Source organism: Streptomyces sp. NPDC127098 (genome assembly GCF_042722465.1).
Classification (GTDB): Bacteria; Actinomycetota; Actinomycetes; order Streptomycetales; family Streptomycetaceae; genus Streptomyces; species Streptomyces millisiae.
In genome coordinates this window covers 11973-36290 of the sequence record NZ_JBHXFJ010000001.1, presented here as the reverse complement: position 1 = coordinate 36290, position 24318 = coordinate 11973, and the positions used below count along the sequence as shown (strand labels likewise).

Here is a 24318-nt window from a genome sequence, read left to right as displayed (position 1 = left end):
CCGCTTGCGCGTGCCCGCGCGCCGTACCCGGCGTGCGAAGGGGCACGGTGGGGCGCCCCACCGCGCCCCACCGCACGGCAACGGCAACGAACCCGGCCGGTCGCCGGTCAGGCCGCCCGGCCCGGTTGGAGCTGGCGGTAGAGGCCGTCGAGCGCGAGGAGTTCGTCGTGGGTGCCGATCTCGCGGACGCGGCCGCCCTCCATCACCACGATCCGGTCCGCGTCGCGGATGGTGGACAGGCGGTGCGCGACGACGAAGACGGTGCGGCCGCGCATCAGGCGGCCGAGCGCCTCCTGGACCAGGGCCTCGGAGCGTCCGTCCAGCGCCGAGGTCGCCTCGTCGAGGACGAGGACCCGGGGGTCGCGGATCAACGCCCGGGCGATGGCGAGCCGTTGGCGCTGGCCGCCGGAGAGCCTGGCGCCGTGCTGCCCGGCCACGGTGTCCACGCCGTCCGGCATGCGGGAGACGAACTCCCAGGCGTTGGCGGCCTCCAGGGCGGACCGCAGGGTCTCCTCGTCGACCTCGTCGGCGAGACCGTAGGCGACGTTCTCCCGGATCGTGCCGGCGAACAGCATGGACTCCTGCGGCACCACGGAGAGGAACCGCCGGTAGCTGCGCAGATCGAGGTCGGCGGTGTCGACGCCGTCCAGCAGGATGCTGCCGCCGGTGGGCCTGATGAAGCCGATCAGCAGGTTGAGCACCGTGGACTTGCCGGCGCCCGACGGGCCGACCAGGGCGATGGTCTCGCCGGGGCGCACCGTCAGGTCGAGGTCGGTGACGGACGGCTCGTCGGAGCCCTCGTAGGTGAAGTCCACCCGGCGGAACTCGAAGGACCCGGTGACGGCCGCGACCTCCCGCTTGCCGTCGTTGCTCTCCAGGTCGGGCGCCTGCAGCACCTCGCCGATGGAGCGCACCGACTCCAGGCCCCTGGTCATGGTCGGGGCCAGCCCCATCAGCGCGGTGGTGGCCGCGGTCATGGTGGTGAAGAAGGTGCTCAGCATGACGACGTCGCCCGCGGTGACCGGGAGCCAGCCGTAGTAGGCGACCAGCGCCGCGCCGATCAGGCAGCAGACGCCGAGCGCGTTCAGCACGTTCCAGGCGAGCGACGACACCCGGCCGTTCAGCAGGTCGAGCCGGAAGCCGGCGGTGCGCACCCGGTCGAGGACGCCGTCGACGCGGCCGAGCGCCGCGTTCTCCAGGCCGTGCGCGCGGGTGATGTGGATGAGGCTGGTCATCTCGGTCACCCGGGAGGAGAGGAGCTCGATCTCCTTGCGGAAGGTCTCGTTGCGGCTGCGCAGCCGGCCGCGCAGCACCCGGATGAGGACGGCCGCGGCCGGCACGACCACGAGGAAGACCGGCAGGAAGGCGGGGGCGCGGATGCCGATGACGATCAGCCCGCCGAGCATCGTGGTGATCGCGCCGAGGCCGACCTCCGCGGTCTGCTTCAGGCTCTCCTCGATGGAGTCGACATCGCGCACCACCTTGGCGTGCAGCACGCCCGAGCTGACCCGGGCGTGGTAGCCGATGGACAGCTCCTGCATCCGGCGGCAGAGCGCGGAGCGCAGGGTGGTGCTCAGGCGGCGGATGGTGGTGCTCATCAGGCGCGAGTAGAGCACGGCGGAGGGGAAGTTGACGGCGAACATGAACCCCAGGACGGCGGCGTTGTACCAGAGTTCGGCGATCGGCCGGTGCTCGACGACGACGTCGATGATGTTGGCGGTGATCAGCGGCAGCAGCCACAGCGGGCTGTGCCGGACGGCGAACACGGCGACGGCGGCGAGGAGCCGCGGTCGGTCGGGGCGCAGCAGGTAGGCCAGGGTGCGGATCGGGTGTTCGCCCTGGTAGCGGTGGTCGAGGGCGGTGGCCCGTGAGGGACGGGGAGAGGAGGGGGAAAGCGCTTTCTCCATGGGGGGCAAGTCAATCCCCTTCGCGCCCTCGACGGCAAGCCGGTTCCGGGCGAGCGGGTTCGGGGCGAGGTGCGGTCACCCGGGGCGGGACCGTGGGCGACGCCCTGGTCTCTCACCCGTTGGCTCGCTCCCACCGCTGGTCGGCCGGCAGGTCGCCGAACCTGGCCGCCGCCGGGTCGGGTTCGGCGGAGGCCAGCAATCCCACCAGCGTGCCCCCATCGTGGCCGGTGACCTGGAACTCCACGCTGTGCTCAGTGGCAAGGTCCCACTCCGCCTCAGCGAGTTCCGCCTGCGCTTCGTCGGCGTTGCGCACCGTGCCCGCCGATTCACCGTTGCCGATCACTCCCTCGTCGTACGGCAGGATCGCCCCGGATCCCAGCAGCTCCCAGCCCTCACTGGCGTAGGCCAGAGTGAGGATGTAGGTGTGCCCGGTCTCGATCCGCGGCACGCCGGCCATGGCCATGCGCTGCCGGTCGTCCCCGCCGAAGGTCCAGCCGACCAGCGACAGCGAGAGACCGCTGGCTGGAGCCGGTTGCGCTCCGGTTCTGCTCCACAACACGTCCCGGATATCGAGCGTGCCCGACCGGCCGATGTATCCCTCACCGGCGGCCAGTTCCTCCTCTGACGCGGCGATCTCCCGCTCACTTGACAGAGCCCCCACCACGACGTGGTCGGCATAGCTCACCCAGTCTGTCGCCGACCACGACGGCAGCCGCTCACTTGCCCCCGCGCCGTCCAGGACCGCCACCCCGGGCCCCGTGCCCTCGCCGGGCAGCGCGACAAGCACCGCGCCCGCCACCGCCGCTGCCAGCAGCAGCCCCCCGGCCACCGCCGCCCGGCGCCTGCCGGCGCGCCGCCAGGATGCCCCACCAGGGCGGCGCCCGACGGCCTCCGTCGCCTCTTCCGGCACCACCCGGGACAGATCGCCAGGCACACCGCTTACCTCATCGGCCGGATCCGCCGCCGCGAGCAGCGCCCGTACCTGGTCGACATCCCGCTGGGACATCTCATCACCTGTTCCCCTCACATGCGCCTCCCCTCAACGGACCCACGGCCCGGTCAGCCGGGTCGTCGGCTCCTCCTCGCGCAGCGCCTGCGCCGCCCGCATCCGCTCCACGACATCCTCGCCGGCCCCGGATGTGTGAGACGGGACGTTTGCCGCCTCCCTCAACGTCTCACGCAGCCGCTGCGAACGCGCATGTGCCCGCACGCCGTTACGCAGGACTAGGGCCTGTGGGGAGTCGCGATCAAGGTGTCGGTTGGAGGCTGTGAAGCCAGATGACGGTGCCGCGGAGGTGGAGGGCGGCGAGGTAGCTGTCCGGCGTCTTGTCGTACCGGGCGGCGATCCCGCGCCGCGCTTTGAGCTTGTTGATCAGGCGTTCGACGGTGTTGCGGTCCTTGTACAGGTCCGCATCGTGGGTGACCGGCCGTCCGCCGCGCCGTCCCCTCTTCTTCCGGTTGGCCGCCTGGTCCTTCTTCTCCGGGATGACGGCCTTGATGCCGCGTTCGCGCAGGTGGGCGCGGTTGGCGCGGGAGGAGTATGCCTTGTCGCCAGCCACCGCGTCGGGCGGGTGCGGGGGCGGCCGGCCCGGCCGCGGACCCGGACCTTGGCCAGGACCGGGACGAACTGGGGACTGTCGGCGCCCTGCCCCGGGGTGAGGATGAAGGCCAGTGGGCGGCAGCGGCGGTCGGCTGCCACGTGGACCTTGCTGGTCAGCCCGCCGCGTGAGCGGCCCAGGGCGGGCTCCCTGGCCACGGAAGGGTGGCTCCCGCCGGTGCGGGTCAGGGCGTGCACGTCCTTACAACAGCCTTCCGGCATGGTGCCTGACACGGGTGATCGGTCCCGTTGTACCGAAGGAATGGGGGCACCTCGCGCAACTGCTGTTCTCCCGTATGAGCGAAACAAGTGCAGTAGTGGCAGGCACATATGGCGGCCCTGAGGTCCTGTCGGTGATCGATGTCGCCGTCCCGGAGCCGAAGCCGAATCAGGTACGGATCACGGTCCGCGCGGCCGGCGTCAATCCCTTCGACTACAAGTCGTACAGCGGTGCGGCTCGGTGTCGAGGCGGCGGGCGTGGTGACAGCGGTCGGTGCCGACGCGATCGGCCTCGCGGGTCCGATCGCGGTGGGTGACGAAGTGATCACCTACTCCGCGCCGGGTGCCTACGCCGCCGACATCGTGGTGCCGGCCCCGTCCGTGGTGCCGAAGCCCGTCGCCCTGTCCTGGGAGCAGGCCGGCGGGCTGCTGGCCGCCGGGGTCACCGCCGTACACACGCTTGAGGCGATCGGCTTGGGCAAGGGCGAGACGGTGCTGATCCACGGTGCCGCGGGAGGCGTCGGTCTCGTGGCCGTGCAGCTCGCGGTGGCACGCGGCGCGACGGTCGTGGCCACGGCGAGCCGGGCCAAGCAGGACCTCCTGCGAGAGCTGGGAGCGAACCCGGTCGTCTACGGGCCGGGGCTGGCGGGCAGGGTGCGCGCGGTGGCGCCGGAGGGTGTGCACGCGGCCGCCGATCTCGTGGGCACAGAGGAGGCGGTGGACGTCTCCGTGGAGCTCGTGCCGGACCGCTTGCGTATCGCCACCATCGCGGGCCACGAGCGCGGGGCTCGCGCGGGAATCAAGCTCCTGGGTGGTGCGCCGGGCGCGGATCCCGGCACCGAGATCCGCCAAGCCGCCCGCCTGCAGCTCACGGAAGCCGCGACAGCAGGCCGCCTGCGCATCGTGATCGCGGACAGCTACCCCCTGCGCGAGGCCCGGTCCCAGTCCGCAACGGATCGGGTGCGTGGGCGGCATGCGACCAGCTCGTCAGGTGTCCAAGTCCTCGTTCTTGGCGCTCCATTCGATCAGCGGATGCAGGACACGCATCAGGCTGGCGCCTTGTTCGGTGGGCCGGTACGTGATCTGGACCGGCGTCGTCGGTACCACGAGCCGCTCAATGAGTCGGTGACCCTCGAGCTCACGCAGACGCTGAGACAGAAGGTGGTTCGAGATTCCAGGGATCCGCGCTCGGTAGTCGACGAATCGGCGCGCGCCCCGCATCGCCGCCAGGAGCACCGCGGCGCTCCACTTCTTGCCCACGATCTCGACCGAGCGTTGAAAACTGCGGCACACGTCGTCGTCGATGTGTTCGTAGCCCGCTTCCGGGCGGCTCTGGCCCGCGGTGGCGGAGGAATCATCGGGCTGTCGAGGGCCGGTCATACGGTCATGATACTGGAGCGTGTCACTTTTGATGACCTGGTCATGTCCCGTTTGTTGCCTGTGATCATCGCCGTGCAGCCTTGGTCCATGAACGCACACTCGGCCTGTCACCACGCGCTGTGAACTACGGGCACGCGCTGAGGTTCGGGCTGCACCTGCCCTCTGACGCCGACTGCGGGGCCGGCCGGTTGGTCTCGGTGGCGGGCCTGGCCGAGCAGTGGGGACTGGACTTGCTGGTCGTCCCGGCCGGAACCGACGGCGACGATCTCGAACCGTCGACTGTGGTGTCCTGGATCGCCGGGGCGACGGTCTCTCTCGGACTGGTGCTGGAGGCACGCCCCGCCACCCTCCATCCGGCGATGCTCGCGCGAGCCGTGGCAAGCCTGGATCGGCTCACCGAAGGCAGGGTCGAACTGTCTTTCCGAGCGGGCCCGTCAGCCGCCGCGTCCGGGACAGCCGATTCGGTCGCGGCACTGGGTGAAGCGATCGCCGTCGTTCGCGAGCTCTGGAATGTCCTCGACCGTGGCCTCGGCCGGTTCACCGGCCGCTTCTACCGTTTCGCGGGAGCTGAGAAGGCCGCGCCCGCGCACGACGTGCCGATCTCCGTGGACGGCCAGGGCCAAGACCTGCTCCGGCTGGTCGGGCTGCGGGCTGACGAGTGGTCGACGGGGTGCGACGCCGTCACGTTGACGCAGGGCAACCGCGCAGTCGACGAGGCGGCGCGAGGGGCCGGCCGTGATCCCCGCGAGATCCGCAGACGGGTCACGATCCGCGGTGGCTTCGGCGAGCGGACAGGCAGGTTCACCGGGACCGCCGCGGACTGGGTGAACGACCTGCTGCCACTCGTTGTCGAGCACGGGGTGGGCACCATCGTGCTGGACACCGTGGAGCGAGACGTCGCGGCAGGCTTCGCGAGCGAGGTCGCCCCGGCCCTGCGGGCGGCCGTGGACGCGGTGCTTCCGCGCGGATGGTCGGGCGCGCGGGTCCGGCGGTCCGCGGTGCGCGCGAGGCGCCGACCGGGGATCGACTACGAGGGCGCTCCGCCGGAGATGGCCGAGGTCGTCGAGCCCGGTGATCCGGCCTACGCCCGGCTGCGGTCCGGATACCTGCGCGGCGGTGCGCCCGGCATCATTCTGCGGGCGGCGACGAACGAGCAGGTGACCCGGGCGCTCGCGTTCGCCCGCCGGCATCCCGGCGTGGCCCTGTCTCGGCGAAGCGCCGGACACGGGGTCTCCGGCCGCTCCACCAATGACGGCGGGATCGTCATCGACGTGTCACTGATGAATGCGATCGAGGTGCTCGACAGAAAGACACGCCGGGTGCGCGTCGGCCCGGGTGCGCGCTGGGCCGAGGTGGCGGCCGCACTGGAGCCCTACGGCTGGGCGTTGAGTTCGGGCGACTACGGGGGCGTCGGGGTGGGCGGCCTCGCCACGGCGGGGGGCATCGGGTACCTCGCGCGCGGGCACGGTCTGACCATCGACCGCCTGCGGGCCGTGGAGATGGTGCTCGCGGACGGCTCCGTCGTGCGGGCCGACGATTCGGAGAACCCCGATCTCTTCTGGGCCGTGCGAGGGGCGGGCGCGAACTTCGGGATCGTCACTGCCTTCGAGTTCGAGGCCGACGACGTGGGCGCGGTCGCCTTCGCCCGGCTCACCCAGGACGGGAGCGACCTCGAGCGCTACCTCGTCGAGTGGGGCCGGGCGGTCGAGGACTCACCGCGGGACCTCACCAGCTTCGTCATCGTGCCGCCCCCGCGCGGCGGACGACCGGCGCTCGCGGTGAGCCGCACCATGGTCGACTCCTCGGACCCGGAGACCGTGCGCGCCCGGTTGGAGCCACTGGCCGCGATCTCCGCGATGTACGCCCAGGACATCGTCATCACGTCCTACGCGGCCGTGATGGACAACGCGAGCGATGACCCACCGGTCTCCCACGGTGAACCGGTCTCACGCAGCGGTCTGCTCCGGCACGTGACCCCGCAGTTCGCCGCGGCGGCGGCTCGTGTGATCCGCAGCGGTGCGATCGGCTGGTTCCAGCTCCGCTCGGTCGGCGGAGCCGTCGCCGATGTTCCCTCGGACGCCACGGCCTACGCCCACCGCGACGCGAACTTCTCGCTCGTGGTGATGGGCGGTTCCGACGAGGTGGTCGACCGGGCCTGGGCCCGGCTGAGCCCCTTCCTCGACGGTCTCTACATCAGCTTCGAGTCCAGCCTCCGGCCCGAGCGGCTCGCCGCGGCCTGGCCCCCACGGACCCTCTCGCGTCTGCGTGAGCTGAAGAGCGTCTACGACCCCGAGGGCGTGTTCGGCGACAACTTCGCCCTCACGCCCGCCGCGAACCACCCCAGAGGAGGCACCCCATGAGCGACTACGGCCACGAACTGTGGTTCGGCAGCTTCATCACCCCCACCGCCCGCCCGCCTCAGGCGCCGGTCGAGCTGGCCCAGACCTCCGAGAGGGCCGGCCTCGACCTGGTCAGCTTCCAGGACCACCCCTACCAGTCGGCGTTCCAGGACACCTGGACCCTGATGTCGTACGTCGCCGCACGCACCGAACGGATCCGGATCAGCGGCAACGTGCTGAGCCTTCCGCTGCGGCCCCCGGCCGTGCTGGCCCGCGCCGCCGCGAGCCTGGACCGGCTGACCGGCGGGCGAGTCGAACTGGGCATCGGCGCGGGCGCGTTCTGGGACGGCATCGTCGCGATGGGAGGCCGCCGGCTCGAACCGGCCCAGGCCGTGCGGGCGGTGGAGGAGGCCGTGGACGTGATCCGGGGGCTGTGGGCCACCGACGAGACCGGTCCCCTCCGTGTCACCGGGGAGTTCTACACCGTGAACGGCGCCAAGCGCGGCCCGGCACCCGCCCATCGCATCCCGATCCGCATCGGTGCCTACAAGCCGCGCATGCTCCGGCTGACGGGCAAGATCGCCGACGGTTGGCTGCCCTCCCTGGGTTTCCTGCCCGAGGGCCCGGCATCGCTGCGCGCGATGAACGAGCAGATCGACGAGGCCGCATCCGCCGCCGGCCGGGAGCCCGCGGCGGTCAGCCGCCTGCTCAACCTGAGCGGCCGATTCACGTCCGGCGCCGGCGGCGGCCTGTTGCAGGGGACTCCCGGCGACTGGGCCGAACAGATCGCCGACCTCGCCCTGCAGTACGGCGTATCCGGCTTCATCCTCGCCTCGGACGAGCCTGCCGACCTGAACCTCTTCGGTCACGAGGTCGCGCCGCGCGCCCGCGAACTCGTCCAGTCCGAACGCGTGACGTGATGCGGTGGGCGCGTGGCGGGCCCGGTGACGGAGCTGCGACAGCGGCAGCGCCGACGGAGCTGTTCGGACGCCGCGAGGAGACCGCGGTTCTCGACGGGCTGCTTACGCAGGCCCGCGGCGGGAGCGGTGGCGCGCTCGTGGTGTGGGGCGAGCCGGGTATCGGCAAGTCAGCTCTGCTTCACCACGTGCACGGCCAGGCCGCGGACTTCGTCCGGCTGAGCCACTCGGCCACCCGGCCCGAGTCGGACCTGGCTTTCGCGGGGCTGCACGGGCTGCTGCGACCGCTGGCCGATCGTGTCGAGCTGCTGGCGACGGCCCAGGCCGCCGCTGTGCGTACCGCGCTCGGGCTGAGCGGTGAGCCGACGGACCGCCTGGTGGTCGGGGCGGCCGTACTGTCACTGCTCTGCGGACTCGCCGAGCGGCAGCCCGTGCTCGTCGTGGTGGACGACGGGCAGTGGCTCGACGAGGCCACCGCGCTGTGCCTGGGGTTCGTCGCTCGACGCGTAGGAGCGCATCCCGTGGTCGTCGTGCTCGCCGATCACAGCGATCCGGCCTCCCGGCCCTGGGAAGGCGTGGCCGACGTGCGGGTCGACGCCCTGAGCGACGAGAGCGCGCGGCAGCTTGTGGCGGCCGTGGCGCCGCTCACCGACAAGGCGACGACGCGGAACATGGTCCAGGAGGCCGGGGGCAACCCCTTGGCGCTGCACGAACTGGCCACGCTCGGGGGCGACCTCGACGACGCCGAGCATCGCCGGAAGCGAGGACGACCGCCCGTCGGGCCGCGCCTGCAGCGGGCTTTCCGTGCCGGGATCGAGGCCCTGAGCCCTCCGGCGCAGTTGCTGACCGTGCTCGCGGCGGCCGAGGAGCACGGCGACCGGCTCACGGTGCAGCGGGCCGGCCGTGCCTCGGGTGCCGGTGACGCCGTCTGGGAAGAAGTGACCAACGCGGGCCTGCTCCACGTGGCGGGCAACCGCGTCGGTTTCCGGCACCCCGTCGTGAGCAGAGCCGTCTACGAGGGCTGCGGTGCCGCGACGAGGCGCCGGGCTCACCGCGCCCTGGCCGCCACGATGCCGGACGAGGCGGAGGAGCGCGCATGGCATCTCGCCGCCCTGGCCCACGGACGCGATGAGGACGTCGCGCAGCTCCTCGAACGGACCGCCGCCCGCTCCCGGCTCCGCGGGGCCACGAACACGGCGGCACGGGCGTGGTGGCGGGCCGCCGAACTGTCGGCCGCACCGATCGACGCCTCACAACGCCTTGCCGAGGCGGCCAGGGCCGCCTGGGACGCCGGGTGGGCAGCCACGGCGGAGCGCCTGCTCGATGACGCGGAACGGCTGGCCCCCGGTGCTCACGTCGCCCGGCGGAGCCGGGGTCTGCGAGGGATCATGGAGTTCGCCCGGGGCATGCCCGAGATGGCGCACCACTTCCTGATCACCGACATGAAGCGCGTCCCGGAACCGGGAACGGCGCTGGAACTGGGCACGCTGGCCATGCGCGCCGCCTGGTCCGTCGGACGCGGCGATCTGCGGGACAGAGCGCTGGAACTGCTACTCGAAGACGACGTCGAGGGCCGGACCGGATCACCCGGCACGCTTGCCTGGTGGAGCGACGACGTGTCTGCCGACGCGGCGCCGGCGGAACCCCCCGACCTCGGTGATGCCGCCGCGCGGGCCCGTACGACCATCCTGCCGTTGCTGCCGCCGACACCCCTCGCCCTGGCCTGGGGGATCGACAAGCCCATGGCGGATGCGTTGCGCCGCCGGTTACCGCATCTGCGGCGGCGCAGCCAGCGCGCTCGGCTCGCCGCCGCCCTGGCCCAGACCGCGATGCTCGACAACGCTGCCGGCCGCTGGCCGCAATCGGAGTCCTCGGCCGCGGAGGGACTGCGGCTGGCCCAGGACCTGGGTGCCGACCACATCGCCTCCCACTGCCTGACCAGCCTGGGCTGGCTCGCCGCGGCGCGTGGTGACGAACGCGCGGTCGCGGAGGCCACCGCCAGGACTCTGGAGACGTCACTCCCGCAGGGCGTCCGCGCGCTGAGCGCCGCCGCGTACTGGAACCGCGGCATCGCCTCACTGTTTCGCGAGCGTCCCGAGGAAGCACTGGACATCCTGGTGCGCCTGACCGAGCCGGGCCATGGCGCGGAGCACCCGACCTTCGCGCTCCTGGCTGCTCTCGACACGGCCGAGGCGGCAGTGCGCGTCGGCAGAAGCGACCTCGCGGACGAACGGGTACGGGTGCTCGAAGCCTGGGCGCGGCGCACGGGAGCGCCGTGGGCCCGCTGTGCCGCGCATGTCACGCGCGGGCTCCTCGGCGGCGCCCGGGCCGAGGGTGCCTTCCGGGCCGCACTCGACGTGTCGGGTGCCCGATCCCACCCGCTGCTCTACGCGCGCGCTCAGTTGTCCTACGGCGAGTGGTTGCGACGGGGCCGCCGGCGGACCGATGCGCGCGTCCGGATCGGCGCCGCCTTGGAGGCGTTCGACCGGCTCGGTGCCGAGCCGCTGCGCCAACGAGCGCAGCGCGAGCAGGACCTCACCGGAGCGCCGGGACGCCGCGGGGGCTCAGACACCAGGGCGATGAACCGGCTCACCGCCCAGGAACAGCGAGTCGCCCAACTGGCCGCCGAACAGCTGACGAATCGCGAGATCGGCGTACAGCTGCGGATCAGCCACCGCACCGTGGGCCACCACCTCGGGAACGTGTTCGCCAAGCTCGGCATCAACACCCGAACCGAGCTGAGCCACCTCCACGCCGGTTCCGAGCCGCCGTGAGCGCAGGGAGGCCGCGGCGGAGCGGGCGCACGACGCCTCCGGCGGAAACGACGGATTGCCCGCCCGATTCGCCCACCGGCCCTGATTTGTAGCGTCGCTGACGTTGTCCCGCGGACCCGTGGCGAAACGCCGTTCGACGCATGACGAGAGGTCACCTCATGCCCACATCCGAAACCCTGCCCCACGCGCGCCACTACATCGACGGGCAGTGGCAGGACTCCGGCTCCCGCGGCGAGTCACGCAGCCCCGCGACCAACGGCCTGCTCGGCACCTTCGCCGACGGCGGTGTGCGGGAGGCGAAGTCTGCCGTGGCCGCGGCCCGAAGGGCCTTCGACTCCACCGCCTGGTCCCGCGACCGCCACCGGCGTGCGGCAGCGCTGCACGAACTGGCCGACCGGCTCGAGCAGCGCAAGGACGAACTGATCACCCTCCTGGCGCGGGAGAACGGGAAAGTACTCGCCGAGGCGGCCCTCGAAGTCGAAGGCACCATCCCCAAACTCCGCTACCACGCGGCGCTTACCCTCACCGACCACGGCAGGGCCGGGGAAGTGCGGCCCGGCATGTACTCGATGACCCTGCGCGAAGCCGCGGGCGTCGCCGCGGTGATCGTGCCGTGGAACTCACCGGTCATCCTCTCGGCGCGATCCTTCGCACCCGCCCTGGCCGCCGGCTGCACCGTGGTCATGAAGATGCCGGCGCAGACCGGCCTCGTCAACGGAGTGCTGAGCGAGATCGTCGCCGACACGCCGAGCCTGGACCCGGGCGTGTTCAACGTCTTCACCGAGAGCGGCAATACCGGGGCTCCGGAGCTGGTCTCCTCCCCGGACGTCGACGTGATCAGCTACACCGGCTCCACCGCGGTCGGCCGCGTGATCATGGAACAGGCCGCCCCGACGCTGAAAACGCTGTCCATGGAGCTGGGCGGGAAGACGCCGATGCTCGTCTTCGACGACGCCGACCTGGACGCCGTCGTGCCCGTGCTCACCAAGGCCGTCACCATGTTCGCGGGCCAGTTCTGCATGACGGGCAGCCGGATACTGGTCCAGCGCAGCGTGGCCGACGAACTCCGGCGGCGGCTCGTCGCCGCCCTCGAAACGGTCCGGGTCGGGCCCGGCGACGACCCCGCCAGCGAGATGGGCGCCATGATCGACGAAGGAAACGCCCAACGGGTCGAACAGACCGTGGCCGCCGCGGCCGACTACGCCACCGTCCTCGTGCGGGGCAAGCGGGATCGGGCGCTCCTCGGCCCGTCCCTGATCGAGGTCGCCGACGTGTCCTCGCCGATCGTGCAGCGCGAAGTGTTCGGGCCGGTCGCCACCTTCGAGGTGTTCGACTCCGAGGCCGACGCCGTGGCGCGTGCCAACGCCACCGAGTTCGGCCTGGCCGCGAGCGTCTGGACCCGTGATGTCGACCGCCCCCTGCGCGTCGGCCGCGAACTGCGGGCCGGGACCGTCTGGACCAACACCTGGGCCATGGTCCACGACCAGTTCGAGGAGGGCGGCTTCAAGCAGTCGGGAGTGGGACGTCTGAACGGCATCCGCGGGATCGAGGAATTCCAGGAGACCAAGCACCTCGTGCATGTGGCACCGCAGCTCTGACAGCTCTCGACGGCGGAATGAGAATCGATGACCGAGACGGACGACGTCGGCCCGGCCGACGTCACCCTGCTGACCGCGCGCGCTGTGGAACCCGGCTACGAGCAGGACTTCCGGGAGTGGTTCGGGCGGGTGACCGACACCGCCTCAGCGTTTCCCGGACACCTGGGGGACGGGTTGTTCCAGCCTGCCACGGCCGCCGGGCCGTGGGTTCTGATCCACCGGTTCCGCGACCAGGAGTCCGCGCGACACTGGACGACGTCACCTGAGCGGGCCGCACTGTTCGACCACTGCGAGGGCCATCATCAGAGCGAGGTGGCGCGTCGTGAACTCTCCGGAATGGAGACCCTGTTCACCACTGCGCACGACACGCCCACGACGGCGCCGCCTCGGTGGAAGATGGCGCTCGCGGCCTTCGCGGCCGTACTCCCGATCTCTCTGATCGGCAACGGTCTTCTGGGGCCGGCGCTCCGTGCTTGGCCGCTTGTGGCGCGGGTGCTGATGCTCGCGCTGCTGTTCAGTACGTTGATGACGTATCTGATGATGCCGGCTGTGACCCTCGTCCTTCGCCGTTGGCTCTATGCCGCCACCTCAACCGCGCGCGAGGGACCGACGCGATGACGCGGCCCCGGGGCGGACCGCGCCGTCTTGCGGCTCGGCTTTCAGCGGGACAGTTCCATCGTCTGACGCAGCAGTTCCAGGGCCTGGTCCACGCCTTGGTCGGCCAGGTGGACGAAGTCGACGACGACGTGGTCGACGTCCGTCTCGTCTCCCGTACGGAGGATGATGTACGCGATCTCCGGCACGGTCGACTCGGTGGTGGGGTTGATCCTCAGGATGGCGTCGATGCCGGCCGGGTCGCGGCCCTCGGCCTCGGCGAGGCGGCGGACTTCCCGCAGCGGCTGGTTGATCACGGCGGCGGGGTCGAATGCGGAACCCCGGACGGGCACCGCGACGGGAAGTACGCCGTCCGCGCGGCGGGCCGCCCGGCGTCGGGAGGCCGGGGCGAAGCCGGACAGGTAGATCGGGGGCCGGGGGCGCTGGAGCGGCTTGGGCCCGATGTGGGCGGCAGGGAAGGTGTAGTGCCTGCCCTCGTGTCGCGCGACGGGCTCGGTGGTCCACACGGCTTCCAGCACGTCCAGACACTCGTCCAGCCGCGCGCCCCGCTCCTGCCAGGGAACGCCCACTCCCTGGTACTCCTCGGGCGACCAGCCGGTTCCGAGGCCGGTGATGAGACGTCCCCCGCTCACCACGTCGACACCGGTCAGCGACCGGGCGAGCAGCAAGGGGGAGTACCAGGGTGCGACGAGGGTGGATGTGCCCAGCGGCACCCGTTCGGTGACGCTCGCGGCAACGCTCAGCGCCAGGAACGGGTCGAGCATGGTGCGCAGTTGCCACGGAATCGTGTCCGTGTCCATGTAGGGCTCTTCGCGATCAGGGTGTAGTCGCGGTCTGAATCCGCCGGCTTCGAGGAGCGACCGGGTGATGTAGTGAGTCAGGTTCCGGAAGCCGAGGGCGGTGCCGCGGAGGTGTTCGAGGCGGCCGTTGATCGCCTCGGTCGGGCCGTTGGACGTGCCGGGCAGGTCGAAGAACGCGAGGACGTCCGCGGCGCGTTGCTTCAGAGTGCGGCCGAGCTTGCGCAACTCGACGAGCGCGGCCGGGACGCCGCTGGCGAGGGCGTCGATCACCGCTTGCATGGCCTTCTTCCCCAGGGAGCGGTAGGGCTCGCGGCAAGCGGCGATCATGCGCCGGTAGATGCCCCAGGTCGCCTCGACCTCGACGTGCTCGGAGATGGCGAACAGCGCCTCGGGACGCGCGTGCTGGCGGTCTGTGAGCAGTCCCGCGCCAGTGTGGAGGTGCGGCGCGCCTTGTAGGGCGGGTCGTCCTTGCGGCCCCGGCGGCCGAAGATGTCTGTCTGGACGCGATGTCGGCAGACGTCGAGGGCGTCGTCGGCGAGACGGACGACGTGGAACGGATCCATCACTGCCGTTGCCTTCGGCAGTTCTTCGGTGGCGGCGGTCTTGAACCCGGTGAACCCGTCCAGCGCGACGACCTCGACCCCGTCCCGCCAGTGCTGGGGACGGGCGGCAAGCCAGGTCCTGAACACGCTCTTGGAGCGCCCCTCGACCATGTCCAACAGGCGCGACGGGCCCGTTGTGTCGCGGATCGGAGTGAGGTCGATGATCACGGTGACGTACTTGTCCCCGAACCTTGTGGGACACCAGACGTGCTCGTCGACACCCATCACCCGGACCCCGTCGAACCGGGCCGGGTCGTCAATCAGGAGCCGCTTGCCCTCGGTGAGGATCGCGGTGTTCGCCGTGTGCCAGCCGACGCCGAGACCCGCCGCGGCGCGCGAGACCGTGAGGTGATCGACCACGGGCTGCGGTGCTGTCCGACGACGACCAGGCCGAGGTCATCGAGATCGCAGAACATGGTCAAATCGGGCGCGCTGAACGTAAGGTGGGGCAACGTCGAGGTCTTCCGGCGATGGGCAGTGTGAGAACTTCCATCTTGGAGGGCCTCGACCTCTACCCGGCGCCGATCGGGCGCCCCGTGACCACACCCTCATCTGCGAAGAGCCGCATTGCCGCTATGAGGGCCAGCTGTGCCTTCGCGGCCAGCTGGTGTCGAATGCCACCTGAGCAGCCCGCGTCGTGGGGCACACATGGGCACGATTCGGCGATGCGGATGAGCGCTGCACGGCGCGGGGGAAGCGGTGGGCGAGCGACGCGGTCGGCGCCGCATTGAAGAAGAGGGATGGAGGGCGAGGTCCCGCTGGTCGGCAGAGTTCTTCGACACGGTGCGAGTCAGCTCTGTGTGATCAAGTCAGGGTTAGCTCGCGGATCGCCATCTCCTCAGGTCCTGCGGCGGTGCCTCTCCCGGGTTCAATCATTGGAGTTCATTCGGTCGGGGCGGGACAGATGCTGCCGATGACCTGTTTCAGCGGCCCGTGTGATCGCATCGAGTACCCGGTGGCGATCGAGTGCGACCGCGAAATCCGGCGCATCGGCGGTTCCGTCGCGGAGGTCGGCGGCGAACTGGGTGTAGAGGCGGGCGACCCCCGCTGCGGGTGCGTCGAGTTGCAGGTCAGGAGCCGCATAAGCGGGGGGGACCTGTAGCACTTGGACAGGCTCGCTGCCGCGGCGCAGCGTGATGGTGAAATCGGTGAAATGGATGTAGCCCGACGCCGACTCCACACGCACACTGCCCTCGGTGCCCTGGATCTCCCATACCATCGCCGAGCCGGCAGACTGCCCGGCACTGTAGTGCAGCGAAGTGACGATCCCGCCTTCGAGGACGCCGGCGACGACGATCTCATCCGGCGCGTCCTTCGGCAGCGACGCGCCATCGGAGAGGCGGACGCCGTCACCGCGCTGGTTGGCGACGACGGCGGACAGACTCTCGAACGTGCCGAGCACGCGCGCAAGCGGTTCGAGCCCGTGGCCGAGCATGATGCTCAGAAGCGTGGCGCCATGCTTTGCGTGAGCCATGTACTCGACTGGCGGGTCATATCGGCCGACCCACATGTCGTCGGCCAAATGCGCTCGGATGCTCGTGCTGAGCGGCTTGCCAATCACGCCTTGCGCGATGAGGTCGCGAAGGAAGAGGATCGGCGGGTGCAGGCCGCCCTGCAACCCGACAACCGTCCGCAGCCGCCGCTCGCGGGCAAACCCCTCCAGCGCTTCGGCCTCCGATAGGTTTCTTGCGAGCGGCCATTCGCAATAAACCATCTTGCCCGCGGCCAGCGCGTCGGAAACAATCTGCTTGTGCTCCGGCACCTTGACCGCAACCACCACCAGGTCGACCTCCGGTCGCACGACCAGAGCCTCATGTGTGTCGAAGGCGAGATCGGCGCCCAGCCGACGAGCGGTCGCGTTCGCGCTCTCCATACGAGTCGTACTGACGGCGCGGATCTGGAACGCGTCGAGCGCCTGCAGCGCCGGGACGTGAGCAATTCCGCCCCAACCCCGATCGGCACTAGCCCCGATAAGGCCGACGCCGATCCGGGTATTTGCTGAATTCGTCATCAGGATGCTCCTGCCGTGTGCAGCCCCGGCAACGCTCTCCGGGCTGCGTCACGATGATTCGTTTCCGGACAAATGCGTGGGCACTCGGGCTCACCATGGCGAGCGAGCAATTATTGCCGTTCGCGTAGCGGCCGCGCGGGGTTTGAGCCCGAGTGACCCAAGCGCAGGTTTTACACGTGAGCCCAGTGGGCCTCGAGTTCGCGCGCGACATCGGCCGGACGCTCTATCATCGGCCAGTGCGAGCTGCGCAGCTTGAAGACGGCACGTGCGCGTGTGGCATTACCGAGCTCGTCGGCGAAGCGGTGAGGAAGAAACGGATCGTCCAGGCCCCAGATCACCAGCGCTGGTGCGGTCACGTTGCTCAAACCTGGCTTCCACTCCGCCCCGACCTCGATCGCTGAACGGTAAAGGGCGAGAATGCTTGCTCTCATAGTGGCATCGAGATGCCGGACCGATTCGTTTGCCGCGTCGCGCGGCATCTGCGCCTCGTTGAGGCTTGCCGCGAACGCCTCGAGGTCGAGGTCCGCCATCCATTGCTCGCCCTCGCCTGGCGTTTGCCAGATCTTGGCAAGATGGTGCCACGGATACTCCGGATCGATTGGTCCGCTGATGCCTGTCCATGTCCGCACCAGATCTGGTCGGATAGACGCGAGACGGCCCGTGAGCAGAGACCCCCAATCATGACCGACCAGGTCGACGGGTTCGCCGATTTCTTCGATCTTCTTAACAAGCCAATCGAGATACTCTTCTTTCGTCGACGTGAATCCCGCTGGCAGGGGTACGCCAAACCCGGGGAGGTCGATCGTCACAATATCTTCGCGTTGAAGATAGGAACGGACGGTGTCCCAAAGCCGGTGGGTATCAGGTACACCATGGACGAGGACTGCAGGCATTTTGGATTCTCCCATTGATTGTTGTCGTGGTTGAATGGCCGGTCGGCCGAGTCAGGGAAGGAGGATGACTTTGCCGTGGGTGTGGCCCGTGGCGACGAGGCGATGAGCGTCCGCGGCCTCGTCGAGTGGGAAGCTCCGGCCGATGCGTGCCGTCCATGCGCCGGCGGCGATCAGATTCAGGGCTTCCTGGACAGGGCCGCGGTCGCGGTTCCCGCTGCCCCCGGGGCTGAACGCGACGCCGTGTTGTGCGGCATCGCGGTCGGCGAGCGTCACGATCCGGTCGGGGCCGCCGAGAAGATCGACGAGGGCGGGAAGGAGCCCCTTGCCGGCGGTGTCGAGCGCGGCGTCGACCCCGCCCGGAGCGGCGGCACGGATGCGATCGACCAGGCCCGGGCCGTGGGCGACAGGGGTCGCTCCGAGACTCCTGACGAAGTCGGCGTTGGCAGTCCCGGCGACGCCGATCACCGTCACACCTCGCTGTCGCGCGAACTGCACGGCGGCGCCGCCCAGAGCACCGCTCGCGCCGGTGACCACGAGCGTTTCACCCGGGCGAATGTTCAGAAGCCCGAGAGCCCTCGCCGCGTTGTCGGCGCCGATGACAGTAGCCGCGGCCTCCTCGAAGGAAACGCCGTCGGGGATCGTCGCGAAATTGCTGCTGACCGTGTACTCGGCGTAGGAGCCCTGGGTGGCGGAGTCCGGCCACCCGGCGACGCGGTCGCCGACCACGCCCTCGTCGACGCCCGGGCCGACCGCCTCGACGACGCCGGCGAACTCGAATCCGATGATGGCGGGAGCACGCAGGCGGAACGCTCCGGCGCGTGCCAGGATCTCCGCCGGGTTCACCCCGGCGGCGTGAACCCGCACCAGTACCTGACCCGGACCCGGCACCGGTCGCGGAGCCTCCGCAACCCGCAACACGGAGGGTCCGCCGAACGAGGTGATGACGGCGGCTTTCATGATGATCCTTCTCGTATACAAGGGGCATTTGCTCGCACCGTTCAGAACGGTGTCAGGTCAGGAAGACCGGAGGATTCTCGCCCCGCAGGCGGTAGTCGGGTCGTGGCCGTTCGAGGCGGATCGATTCCAGCACGGTGTACGCGTGGTACTTGGTCTGGGTGGTGGCTCCTGCCAGCCGTTCCCACCAGAGCCGGCCGTCGCTCGTTTCCTTCTCCAGGACGTGGCGGGTGGTGTAGTTCGCCATGGAGCTGATCCAGTTCTCGGTGCCGACGAAGATCCTGTCCCAGCCGGTGCCGGTCACGATGTCGGCGAGCGCATCCGAGCGGCTGAACCGCTCGACCGCCGCAGTCGCCCCCTCGAGCACGTCGGCGAAGTACTCCACGCACAGCTTCACCTGCTCGTAGGTGCCGTAATGCATGTGGTGCCCGCCGACGAAGTAGTCGAAGCCGTATTCGAGGATCTGAGACTGAGCCTCGTACCAGCCGGAGATGTTCTGCGAGGCGTCGCAGTGCATGAACGTGACGCTTCCCGGACTGACGATGTCCACGGCGGTGAGCACCTTCTGCCGCGGTGCGTAGATGAAGATGTTGCCGGGACAGTGGTTCTCTCCTCTGTAGGAGAGCTGCAGGCTCACGCCGCCCACCTCGAGGACGAGTTCGTCGTCGAACGTCCTCGTCGGCAGGGGACGCTTCGGGTCGGGGAAGCGCTCCAGGAGTTCCTTGGTGATGCGGTGAGCGACGATCTCGACGTCGGGACCGAACACGGAGGCCGCGCCGATGTGATCGGCGTGCCAGTGGCTGTAGATGACGTGGGTCACCGGTCGGTCGGTGACGTCCTCGATCGCCGCCAGCATGTTCTCGCCCAGCGTCGGGGGTGCGTCGATCGCGACCACGCCCTCCTCGGTCACCACGAATGCGGCGTCGTAGCCGGCACTGGTGACCCAGTAGAAGCCGCCGCGCAGTTCTTCCACGTGGTAGCCGTACTTCTGGAAGTGCTCGCTCTGGAAATACGGGGGGTAATAGCCCTCGGGGTCCAACGGGTCGTCCGCCCCTGCGCGGGGGAATCCATAGTGGTCGATCCCGTAGAAGCTCGGGGTTTCTTCGACGCTGATGGGTATCTGACTGCTCTGGCACATCGACGGGAGCCTCTCTGTGTTCTTGAGAATCTGTCGAACGGGTGGTCTATCCCGGTGACGTGAATCGAAGGACCGCCTTGGTGACGCGGCCCGAGCCCGCATCCTCGAACGCGGTGTTGATATCGGCGAAGTCGTAGAAGGACAGCAGTCGGTCGATGGGGAACCGGCCCGCTCGATAGAGCTGGGCAAGGTCGTTGATCAGGAGCGACGAGACGGCGTCGCCCTGGATGATCCCCTGAAGCGACTGGCCGAGCGTGAGCCGGCCGGCGTCGAGCACGGCGCCCGCTCCTTCGTGGAACGCCACGAAGCCGAATCGGCCCATCGGTGCCAGGGCGCCGACCCCGGCGTCGAGGTTCTCCGCGCGGCCGCTCGTGTCGAGGACGTACTCCAGACCGCGTTCGTCGACGGTCCGGAGCGCGCCGGTCAGATCCTCGACCCGGCCGGGGTCGACGAGGTGCGTCGCTCCGAGATCGCGGGCCAACTCGAGGCGGCCGGCGTCGACGTCGACGGCGACGATGGTGGTGGCACCCGCGACATGTGCCGCCATGACCGCCGCCAGGCCCACCGCTCCCACGCCGAAGACCGCGAAGGACCCTCCCGCCGGCACGGCGAGGGCCTTGAGTACGGCCCCCGCGCCCGTCTGCAGCCCGCACCCCAGCGGAGCCATGACGTCGAGGGGCAGATCGCGGGGGACCTTGATCGTGTTCCGTTGGTGCGTCAGGGCGTGGGTGGCGAACGAGGACTGGCCGAAGAAGTGACCGTGCGGCTCAGCACCGTGGGCGACGTGGAGACCGTTCGAGCCGTCCAGGCGGGCACCTGCGAAGTTGGCCGCCCAGACGTTGTCACAGTAGGCCGCGTGCGAGGACATGCACGGCTTGCAGTGGCCGCACGAGTGGTAGGACAGGACGACGCGGTCACCGGGCTCGACGGTGGTGACAGCGGCCCCCACGCGTTCGACGATTCCTCCTCCCTCGTGCCCCAGCACCACCGGCAGCGGCGTCGCCATTCGCTGCGCCCGCACGTGAGCGTCGGTCGCGCATATTCCGGTCGCGACCATGCGAACGAGTACCTCGTCGGGCCGCGGGTCCTCGATCTCGATGTCGCGAAATTCGAAGGGCCCGTCCTGTGCTTCGAGGACGGCGGCGCGCGCGGAGGTGGTCATACGCCGTGAGCCTGCCGCGAAGCGCCGCGAGCGCCATGGTGGCAAGGGGCTGAAATCATCAACGACTCCCTGATCGGGGTTGTGGGCCTCAGGATTTCTTCAGCGGGTCCGAACCTATGTCGGCTGCCCGTACTCGCGGATCGGTCGCCGTATCCGTCACGGGCCCGGACCCTCGAAGGCTGGAGCGATCGGGCTACTGGTGTCCGCGACCTTGATCGCGGACACCAGGGCCTGATGGGGTGGGGCGTCTCCTCCGTCGGCTGTCCGTGCTTCTCCGGCAGTGGTGCGGGGTGCCGCGGGGTGTGGTGGCGTCAGTGCCGGACGCCGGTCCGGGCGGCTTGTTCGACTCGGGCGATGAGTCGGCTGTTGTGGGCGGCGTGCTGGAATCCCGGGGTGTGGTGGGTGCCGTTCGTGATGTCGCGGGCCAGGCTGGCGTAGACCTCGCCGACGTTGATGGAAGCGCCCGTCCAGATGTCGGCGGCGGTGGGTCCCGTGCCGGTGGCGACGGGACTGTCGGGCGCGGTGAAGTCGACGCTCGAGGAGAGGGTGAGGTCGCCGACCTGAACGCCTGCGGGGTGGTCGCCGGTCAGCTTCAGCCAGCCCTCCGATCCGCGTACTTCCAGGCTGAAGTGGGCGTCGGGGGCGGGCACGCCCGCCAGGATCTGCACCCCGACCGGCGCCCCCGAGGAGGTCTTGGCGATGGCGTCGAGGTGGTCCGGGACCTCCCGGACGGATATCGCGCCGGTGTCCACCAACTTCACCTGTGGCCAGAGGAGTTCGGTGCGGGCGTCGATTTCGGTGATGGCGCCGAGAACGGCTTCGATGACGTCCAGGACGTGGCCCGCGGCGATGGGGAGGAAGCCGGCTCCGGCTGCTGCCTTGTCGAAGTACTCGTACGCGCTCACCGACTCCGGGCCGTTGCCGAAGGTCGTCGCGGCGACTCGCGCCGAGAGCAGCCGCCCGAGCCGGCCCTGAGCGATGATCTCCGCCGCGCGGCGTACCGAGGGGTTGAGCCGGCCCTGCAGGCCGATCGCGGTGTGCAGTGAGCCGGCCGCGTCAGCCATCTCTTCCGTCTGCGCAACGGTCGCGCCCAGCGGCGACTCCGCATACACGGCCTTGTTCGCCGCGAGGGCCGCCAGGACGAGCTCGCGGTGAGCCGGGACCTTCACCGCGACGGTGACGAGGTCGATCGAAGGGTCACCGATGAGCGCGTAGGGGTCCGCGAACCAACGCTCGGCGCCGAACGACGCGGCAGCGCCGCGCGCGCTCTCCTCGTGCCGCGTCGCCACACCGGCCAGATGGAAGTCGGGCTGTGCCGCCAGCGCGGGTATGTGCGATGCCCCCGCCCAGCTCGCTTTTGTGTCCGCGCCGATGATGCCGACACGAATGAGATTGCCTGACATGATGTGGTGTTCCATTTCTTTCGCTGCAGCAAGATGTGGTTTGATTCGCCCGGTTCGCTGCTTGATGTCTGCGCTCGAAGTGCTCACTCGGCGGATGCCCTGGGGCGAATCGGTGAATTCGCGCTTCTCTCACTGGTCGATGGCGGCCATGTCGGGCTCGGCATGGCGTTCGCCGGATGCCGGTGTCAGGTTGTTCAGGCGGGTGATCTGGCCGGGGGTGAGTCGGATGCCGTCGGCGGCGCTGTTCTCCTTGAGGCGGTCGATACGTTTCGTCCCCGGAATGGGCGCGATGCCGTCCCCCTGTGCGAGCAGCCAGGCCAGAGCGACCTGCGCGGGGGTGGCCCCGGCCTCGTCGGCGACCTCGCGTACCTGGTCGACGATGCGCAGGTTGCGGGTGAGGTTGTCGCCGGTGAACCGGGGATTGGAACGACGCCAGTCGGCGGCGTCCAGGCCGTCCAGGGTGCGGATGCCACCGGCGAGAAAGCCGTGTCCCAGCGGTGAGTACGGAACCAGTCCGATGCCGAGCTCACGCAGCGTGGGCAGCACCTCGGCCTCCGGGTCCCGTGTCCACAGCGAGTACTCGCTCTGGACAGCGGCCACCGGATGGACCGCATGGGCCCGGCGGATGGTCGCCGCTGCCGCCTCCGACAGTCCGATGTGGAGGATCTTGCCCGCGTCCACCAGCTCGCTCAGCGCCCCCACCGTCTCCTCGATGGGAGTGCCGGGGTCGACCCGGTGCTGGTAGTAGAGGTCGATGTGGTCGGTTCCGAGCCGTCGCAGTGAGCCGTCGACAGCCGTGTGAATGCTGGCGGGGGTGCTGTCCGGGCCCGGCCGACCGGTGTGGGAGACGAGGCCGAACTTGGTGGCGAGAACAACTTCGTCCCGGCGGCCCTTGATCGCGCGGCCCACCAGTTCCTCGTTGACGTAGGGCCCGTACACCTCGGCGGTGTCCAGATGGGTGACACCGAGGTCGACGGCGCGATGAATGGTGCGGATCGACTCGGCTTCGTCCCGACCGGCGCCGGTGTAGTACGCCGACATCCCCATGACACCCAGGCCGATGCGCGAGACATCGAGCCTGCCGAGAGACGTGGACTGCATCTGTTGTCCTTTCCTGAATCTGCCCGCCGGCCCTGCGTTTCCGTGATGGGCAGGCCTCAGCGCCGCAGAAGGGTGCGTAGCGGCGTCGATGGCACATGGCGCCGCTGTCGGTTGCGCGCTCGGTCGGCAGCGAAGGGAACTTGACGCGTCAAGTTCTACTCCTTCGAACTTGACGCGTCAATAAGTGTGTCTAGGATGTCCTCATGGCGAGCACGGCAGATGACACGAACGGCCGGCGCCGCCGGCGTCCACGGAACGGGTCGACATCCGAGGCGCCGGCGCTTACCGAAGAAGGCTCCGGCTTGAGGAAGTCCACTGGTCCGGTTGCTGAGACGCGATGGCTGAACGCCGACGAGCTGGCGGCGTGGCTGGCCAACTCCGCGATCATGATCAGCCTGCCGGCTGCGCTGGATGCGCGAATGCAGCGCGAGGCTCAGCTGACCTTCTTCGAGTACATGGTGCTCTCGGTCCTGTCCGAGCAGCCGGCTCGCACCATGCAGATGAGCGCCCTGGCCGCGCGAACGGCGGCATCACTGTCGAGGCTGTCCCATGTCGTCGGTCGGCTTGAGAAGCGCGAACTGCTCGCACGGAACCGGATCCCTGGTTCCGGAAGGCGCACCGTTGCGACGCTGACCGAGGCCGGTTACGAGGTGGTCGTGGCAGCGGCGCCGGGGCACGTCGCCGCAGTCCGCGAGTACCTGATCGATGATCTCGGGCCCGAAGAGCTGGCGGCACTGCGCCGCATCGGTGCCGCGGTGGACGCGGCCATCAAGCGCGAGCAACCCGACACGGGCTCTGCGGCTTCCCCTCCGCCAGAAGCACCGACGATCCGCAGCGGACCGAGGCGTACCGCGGACTGATGGAGGAGCAGCGCCACGCGGTCCGCCAGCACGTCCGCGGCGCGGTCC

At 69.9% G+C, this 24318-nt stretch carries 16 protein-coding genes and 4 pseudogenes; 7 read left to right on the top strand and 13 right to left on the bottom strand.

Features of this window, described 5'->3' with window-relative positions:
- Nucleotides 1–107 precede the first annotated feature (107 nt).
- The 3 genes and pseudogenes from ACFWI8_RS00155 to ACFWI8_RS00145 form a co-directional block, all read right to left on the bottom strand.
- Entirely contained in the window at nt 108–1907 is a 1800-nt protein-coding gene (locus tag ACFWI8_RS00155; protein WP_387083827.1) for an ABC transporter ATP-binding protein, read from the bottom strand.
- 112 nt (nt 1908–2019) lie between these two features.
- Nucleotides 2020–2913, bottom strand: coding sequence for a hypothetical protein (locus ACFWI8_RS00150; protein WP_387083825.1), 894 nt, complete (start codon nt 2911–2913; stop codon nt 2020–2022).
- Nucleotides 2914–3154: 241 nt separating this feature from the next.
- Nucleotides 3155–3657, bottom strand: a pseudogene (locus ACFWI8_RS00145) (IS5 family transposase); the annotation flags it as partial.
- Between the two features lie 207 nt (nt 3658–3864).
- On the opposite strand from ACFWI8_RS00145, the pseudogene ACFWI8_RS00140 reads away from it, so the two are divergent.
- Nucleotides 3865–4437 (top strand): annotated as a pseudogene (locus ACFWI8_RS00140) (zinc-binding alcohol dehydrogenase family protein); the annotation flags it as partial.
- 273 nt (nt 4438–4710) lie between these two features.
- On the opposite strand, the gene ACFWI8_RS00135 reads toward ACFWI8_RS00140, so the two are convergent.
- Nucleotides 4711–4944: a winged helix-turn-helix transcriptional regulator gene (locus tag ACFWI8_RS00135; RefSeq protein WP_387084287.1), complete on the bottom strand. Its 234-nt coding sequence runs from the start codon at nt 4942–4944 to the stop codon at nt 4711–4713.
- A gap of 278 nt (nt 4945–5222) precedes the next feature.
- Between ACFWI8_RS00135 and ACFWI8_RS00130 the strand changes: the two genes are divergently transcribed.
- The 5 genes from ACFWI8_RS00130 (at nt 5223) to ACFWI8_RS00110 (ending at nt 13349) form a co-directional block, all read left to right on the top strand.
- Entirely contained in the window at nt 5223–7463 is a 2241-nt protein-coding gene (locus ACFWI8_RS00130; protein ID WP_387083823.1) for an LLM class flavin-dependent oxidoreductase, read from the top strand.
- Nucleotides 7460–8362, top strand: coding sequence for an LLM class flavin-dependent oxidoreductase (locus ACFWI8_RS00125; protein WP_030742563.1), 903 nt, complete (start codon nt 7460–7462; stop codon nt 8360–8362). Before ACFWI8_RS00130 ends, ACFWI8_RS00125 begins: the two co-directional genes overlap by 4 nt.
- The gene (locus tag ACFWI8_RS00120) at nt 8362–11133 is read left to right on the top strand and encodes an AAA family ATPase (RefSeq protein ID WP_387083820.1); all 2772 of its coding nucleotides are present in this window, start codon (nt 8362–8364) and stop codon (nt 11131–11133) included. The genes ACFWI8_RS00125 and ACFWI8_RS00120 overlap by 1 nt, the downstream gene beginning before the upstream one ends.
- 158 nt (nt 11134–11291) lie before the next feature.
- Nucleotides 11292–12731 (top strand): aldehyde dehydrogenase family protein, encoded by a 1440-nt coding sequence (locus tag ACFWI8_RS00115; RefSeq protein WP_387083818.1) that lies wholly within the window; start codon nt 11292–11294, stop codon nt 12729–12731.
- A gap of 27 nt (nt 12732–12758) precedes the next feature.
- The gene (locus ACFWI8_RS00110) at nt 12759–13349 is read left to right on the top strand and encodes an antibiotic biosynthesis monooxygenase (RefSeq protein WP_387083816.1); all 591 of its coding nucleotides are present in this window, start codon (nt 12759–12761) and stop codon (nt 13347–13349) included.
- 41 nt (nt 13350–13390) lie between these two features.
- Here the strand turns inward: ACFWI8_RS00110 and ACFWI8_RS00105 are convergent.
- The 9 genes and pseudogenes from ACFWI8_RS00105 to ACFWI8_RS00065 form a co-directional block, all read right to left on the bottom strand.
- Nucleotides 13391–14107, bottom strand: a pseudogene (locus tag ACFWI8_RS00105) (TIGR03619 family F420-dependent LLM class oxidoreductase); the annotation flags it as partial.
- A 57-nt stretch (nt 14108–14164) separates the two neighbouring features.
- A pseudogene (locus ACFWI8_RS00100) lies at nt 14165–15108 on the bottom strand (ISL3 family transposase); the annotation flags it as partial.
- Between the two features lie 508 nt (nt 15109–15616).
- Nucleotides 15617–16759, bottom strand: a complete 1143-nt coding sequence (locus ACFWI8_RS00095) for a Gfo/Idh/MocA family protein (protein ID WP_387083814.1) — start codon at nt 16757–16759, stop codon at nt 15617–15619.
- A 170-nt stretch (nt 16760–16929) separates the two neighbouring features.
- Nucleotides 16930–17652: an alpha/beta fold hydrolase gene (locus ACFWI8_RS00090; RefSeq protein WP_387083812.1), complete on the bottom strand. Its 723-nt coding sequence runs from the start codon at nt 17650–17652 to the stop codon at nt 16930–16932.
- Nucleotides 17653–17703: 51 nt separating this feature from the next.
- Nucleotides 17704–18609 carry an NADP-dependent oxidoreductase gene (locus tag ACFWI8_RS00085; protein WP_387083810.1) on the bottom strand — a complete coding sequence of 302 codons (906 nt, stop codon included), beginning with the start codon at nt 18607–18609 and terminating at the stop codon, nt 17704–17706.
- 52 nt (nt 18610–18661) lie between these two features.
- Nucleotides 18662–19744, bottom strand: a complete 1083-nt coding sequence (locus tag ACFWI8_RS00080) for an MBL fold metallo-hydrolase (protein ID WP_387083808.1) — start codon at nt 19742–19744, stop codon at nt 18662–18664.
- 46 nt (nt 19745–19790) lie between these two features.
- Nucleotides 19791–20906 carry an NAD(P)-dependent alcohol dehydrogenase gene (locus tag ACFWI8_RS00075; protein ID WP_387083806.1) on the bottom strand — a complete coding sequence of 372 codons (1116 nt, stop codon included), beginning with the start codon at nt 20904–20906 and terminating at the stop codon, nt 19791–19793.
- Nucleotides 20907–21217: 311 nt separating this feature from the next.
- Complete coding sequence (locus ACFWI8_RS00070; RefSeq protein ID WP_387083804.1) at nt 21218–22396, bottom strand: Gfo/Idh/MocA family protein; 1179 nt, start codon at nt 22394–22396, stop codon at nt 21218–21220.
- 42 nt (nt 22397–22438) lie between these two features.
- On the bottom strand, nt 22439–23410 hold the full coding sequence (locus ACFWI8_RS00065; protein ID WP_387083802.1) for an aldo/keto reductase: 972 nt from the start codon (nt 23408–23410) through the stop codon (nt 22439–22441).
- 203 nt (nt 23411–23613) lie between these two features.
- On the opposite strand from ACFWI8_RS00065, the gene ACFWI8_RS00060 reads away from it, so the two are divergent.
- Entirely contained in the window at nt 23614–24270 is a 657-nt protein-coding gene (locus ACFWI8_RS00060) for a MarR family winged helix-turn-helix transcriptional regulator (protein ID WP_387083800.1), read from the top strand.
- Nucleotides 24271–24318: the final 48 nt, after the last annotated feature.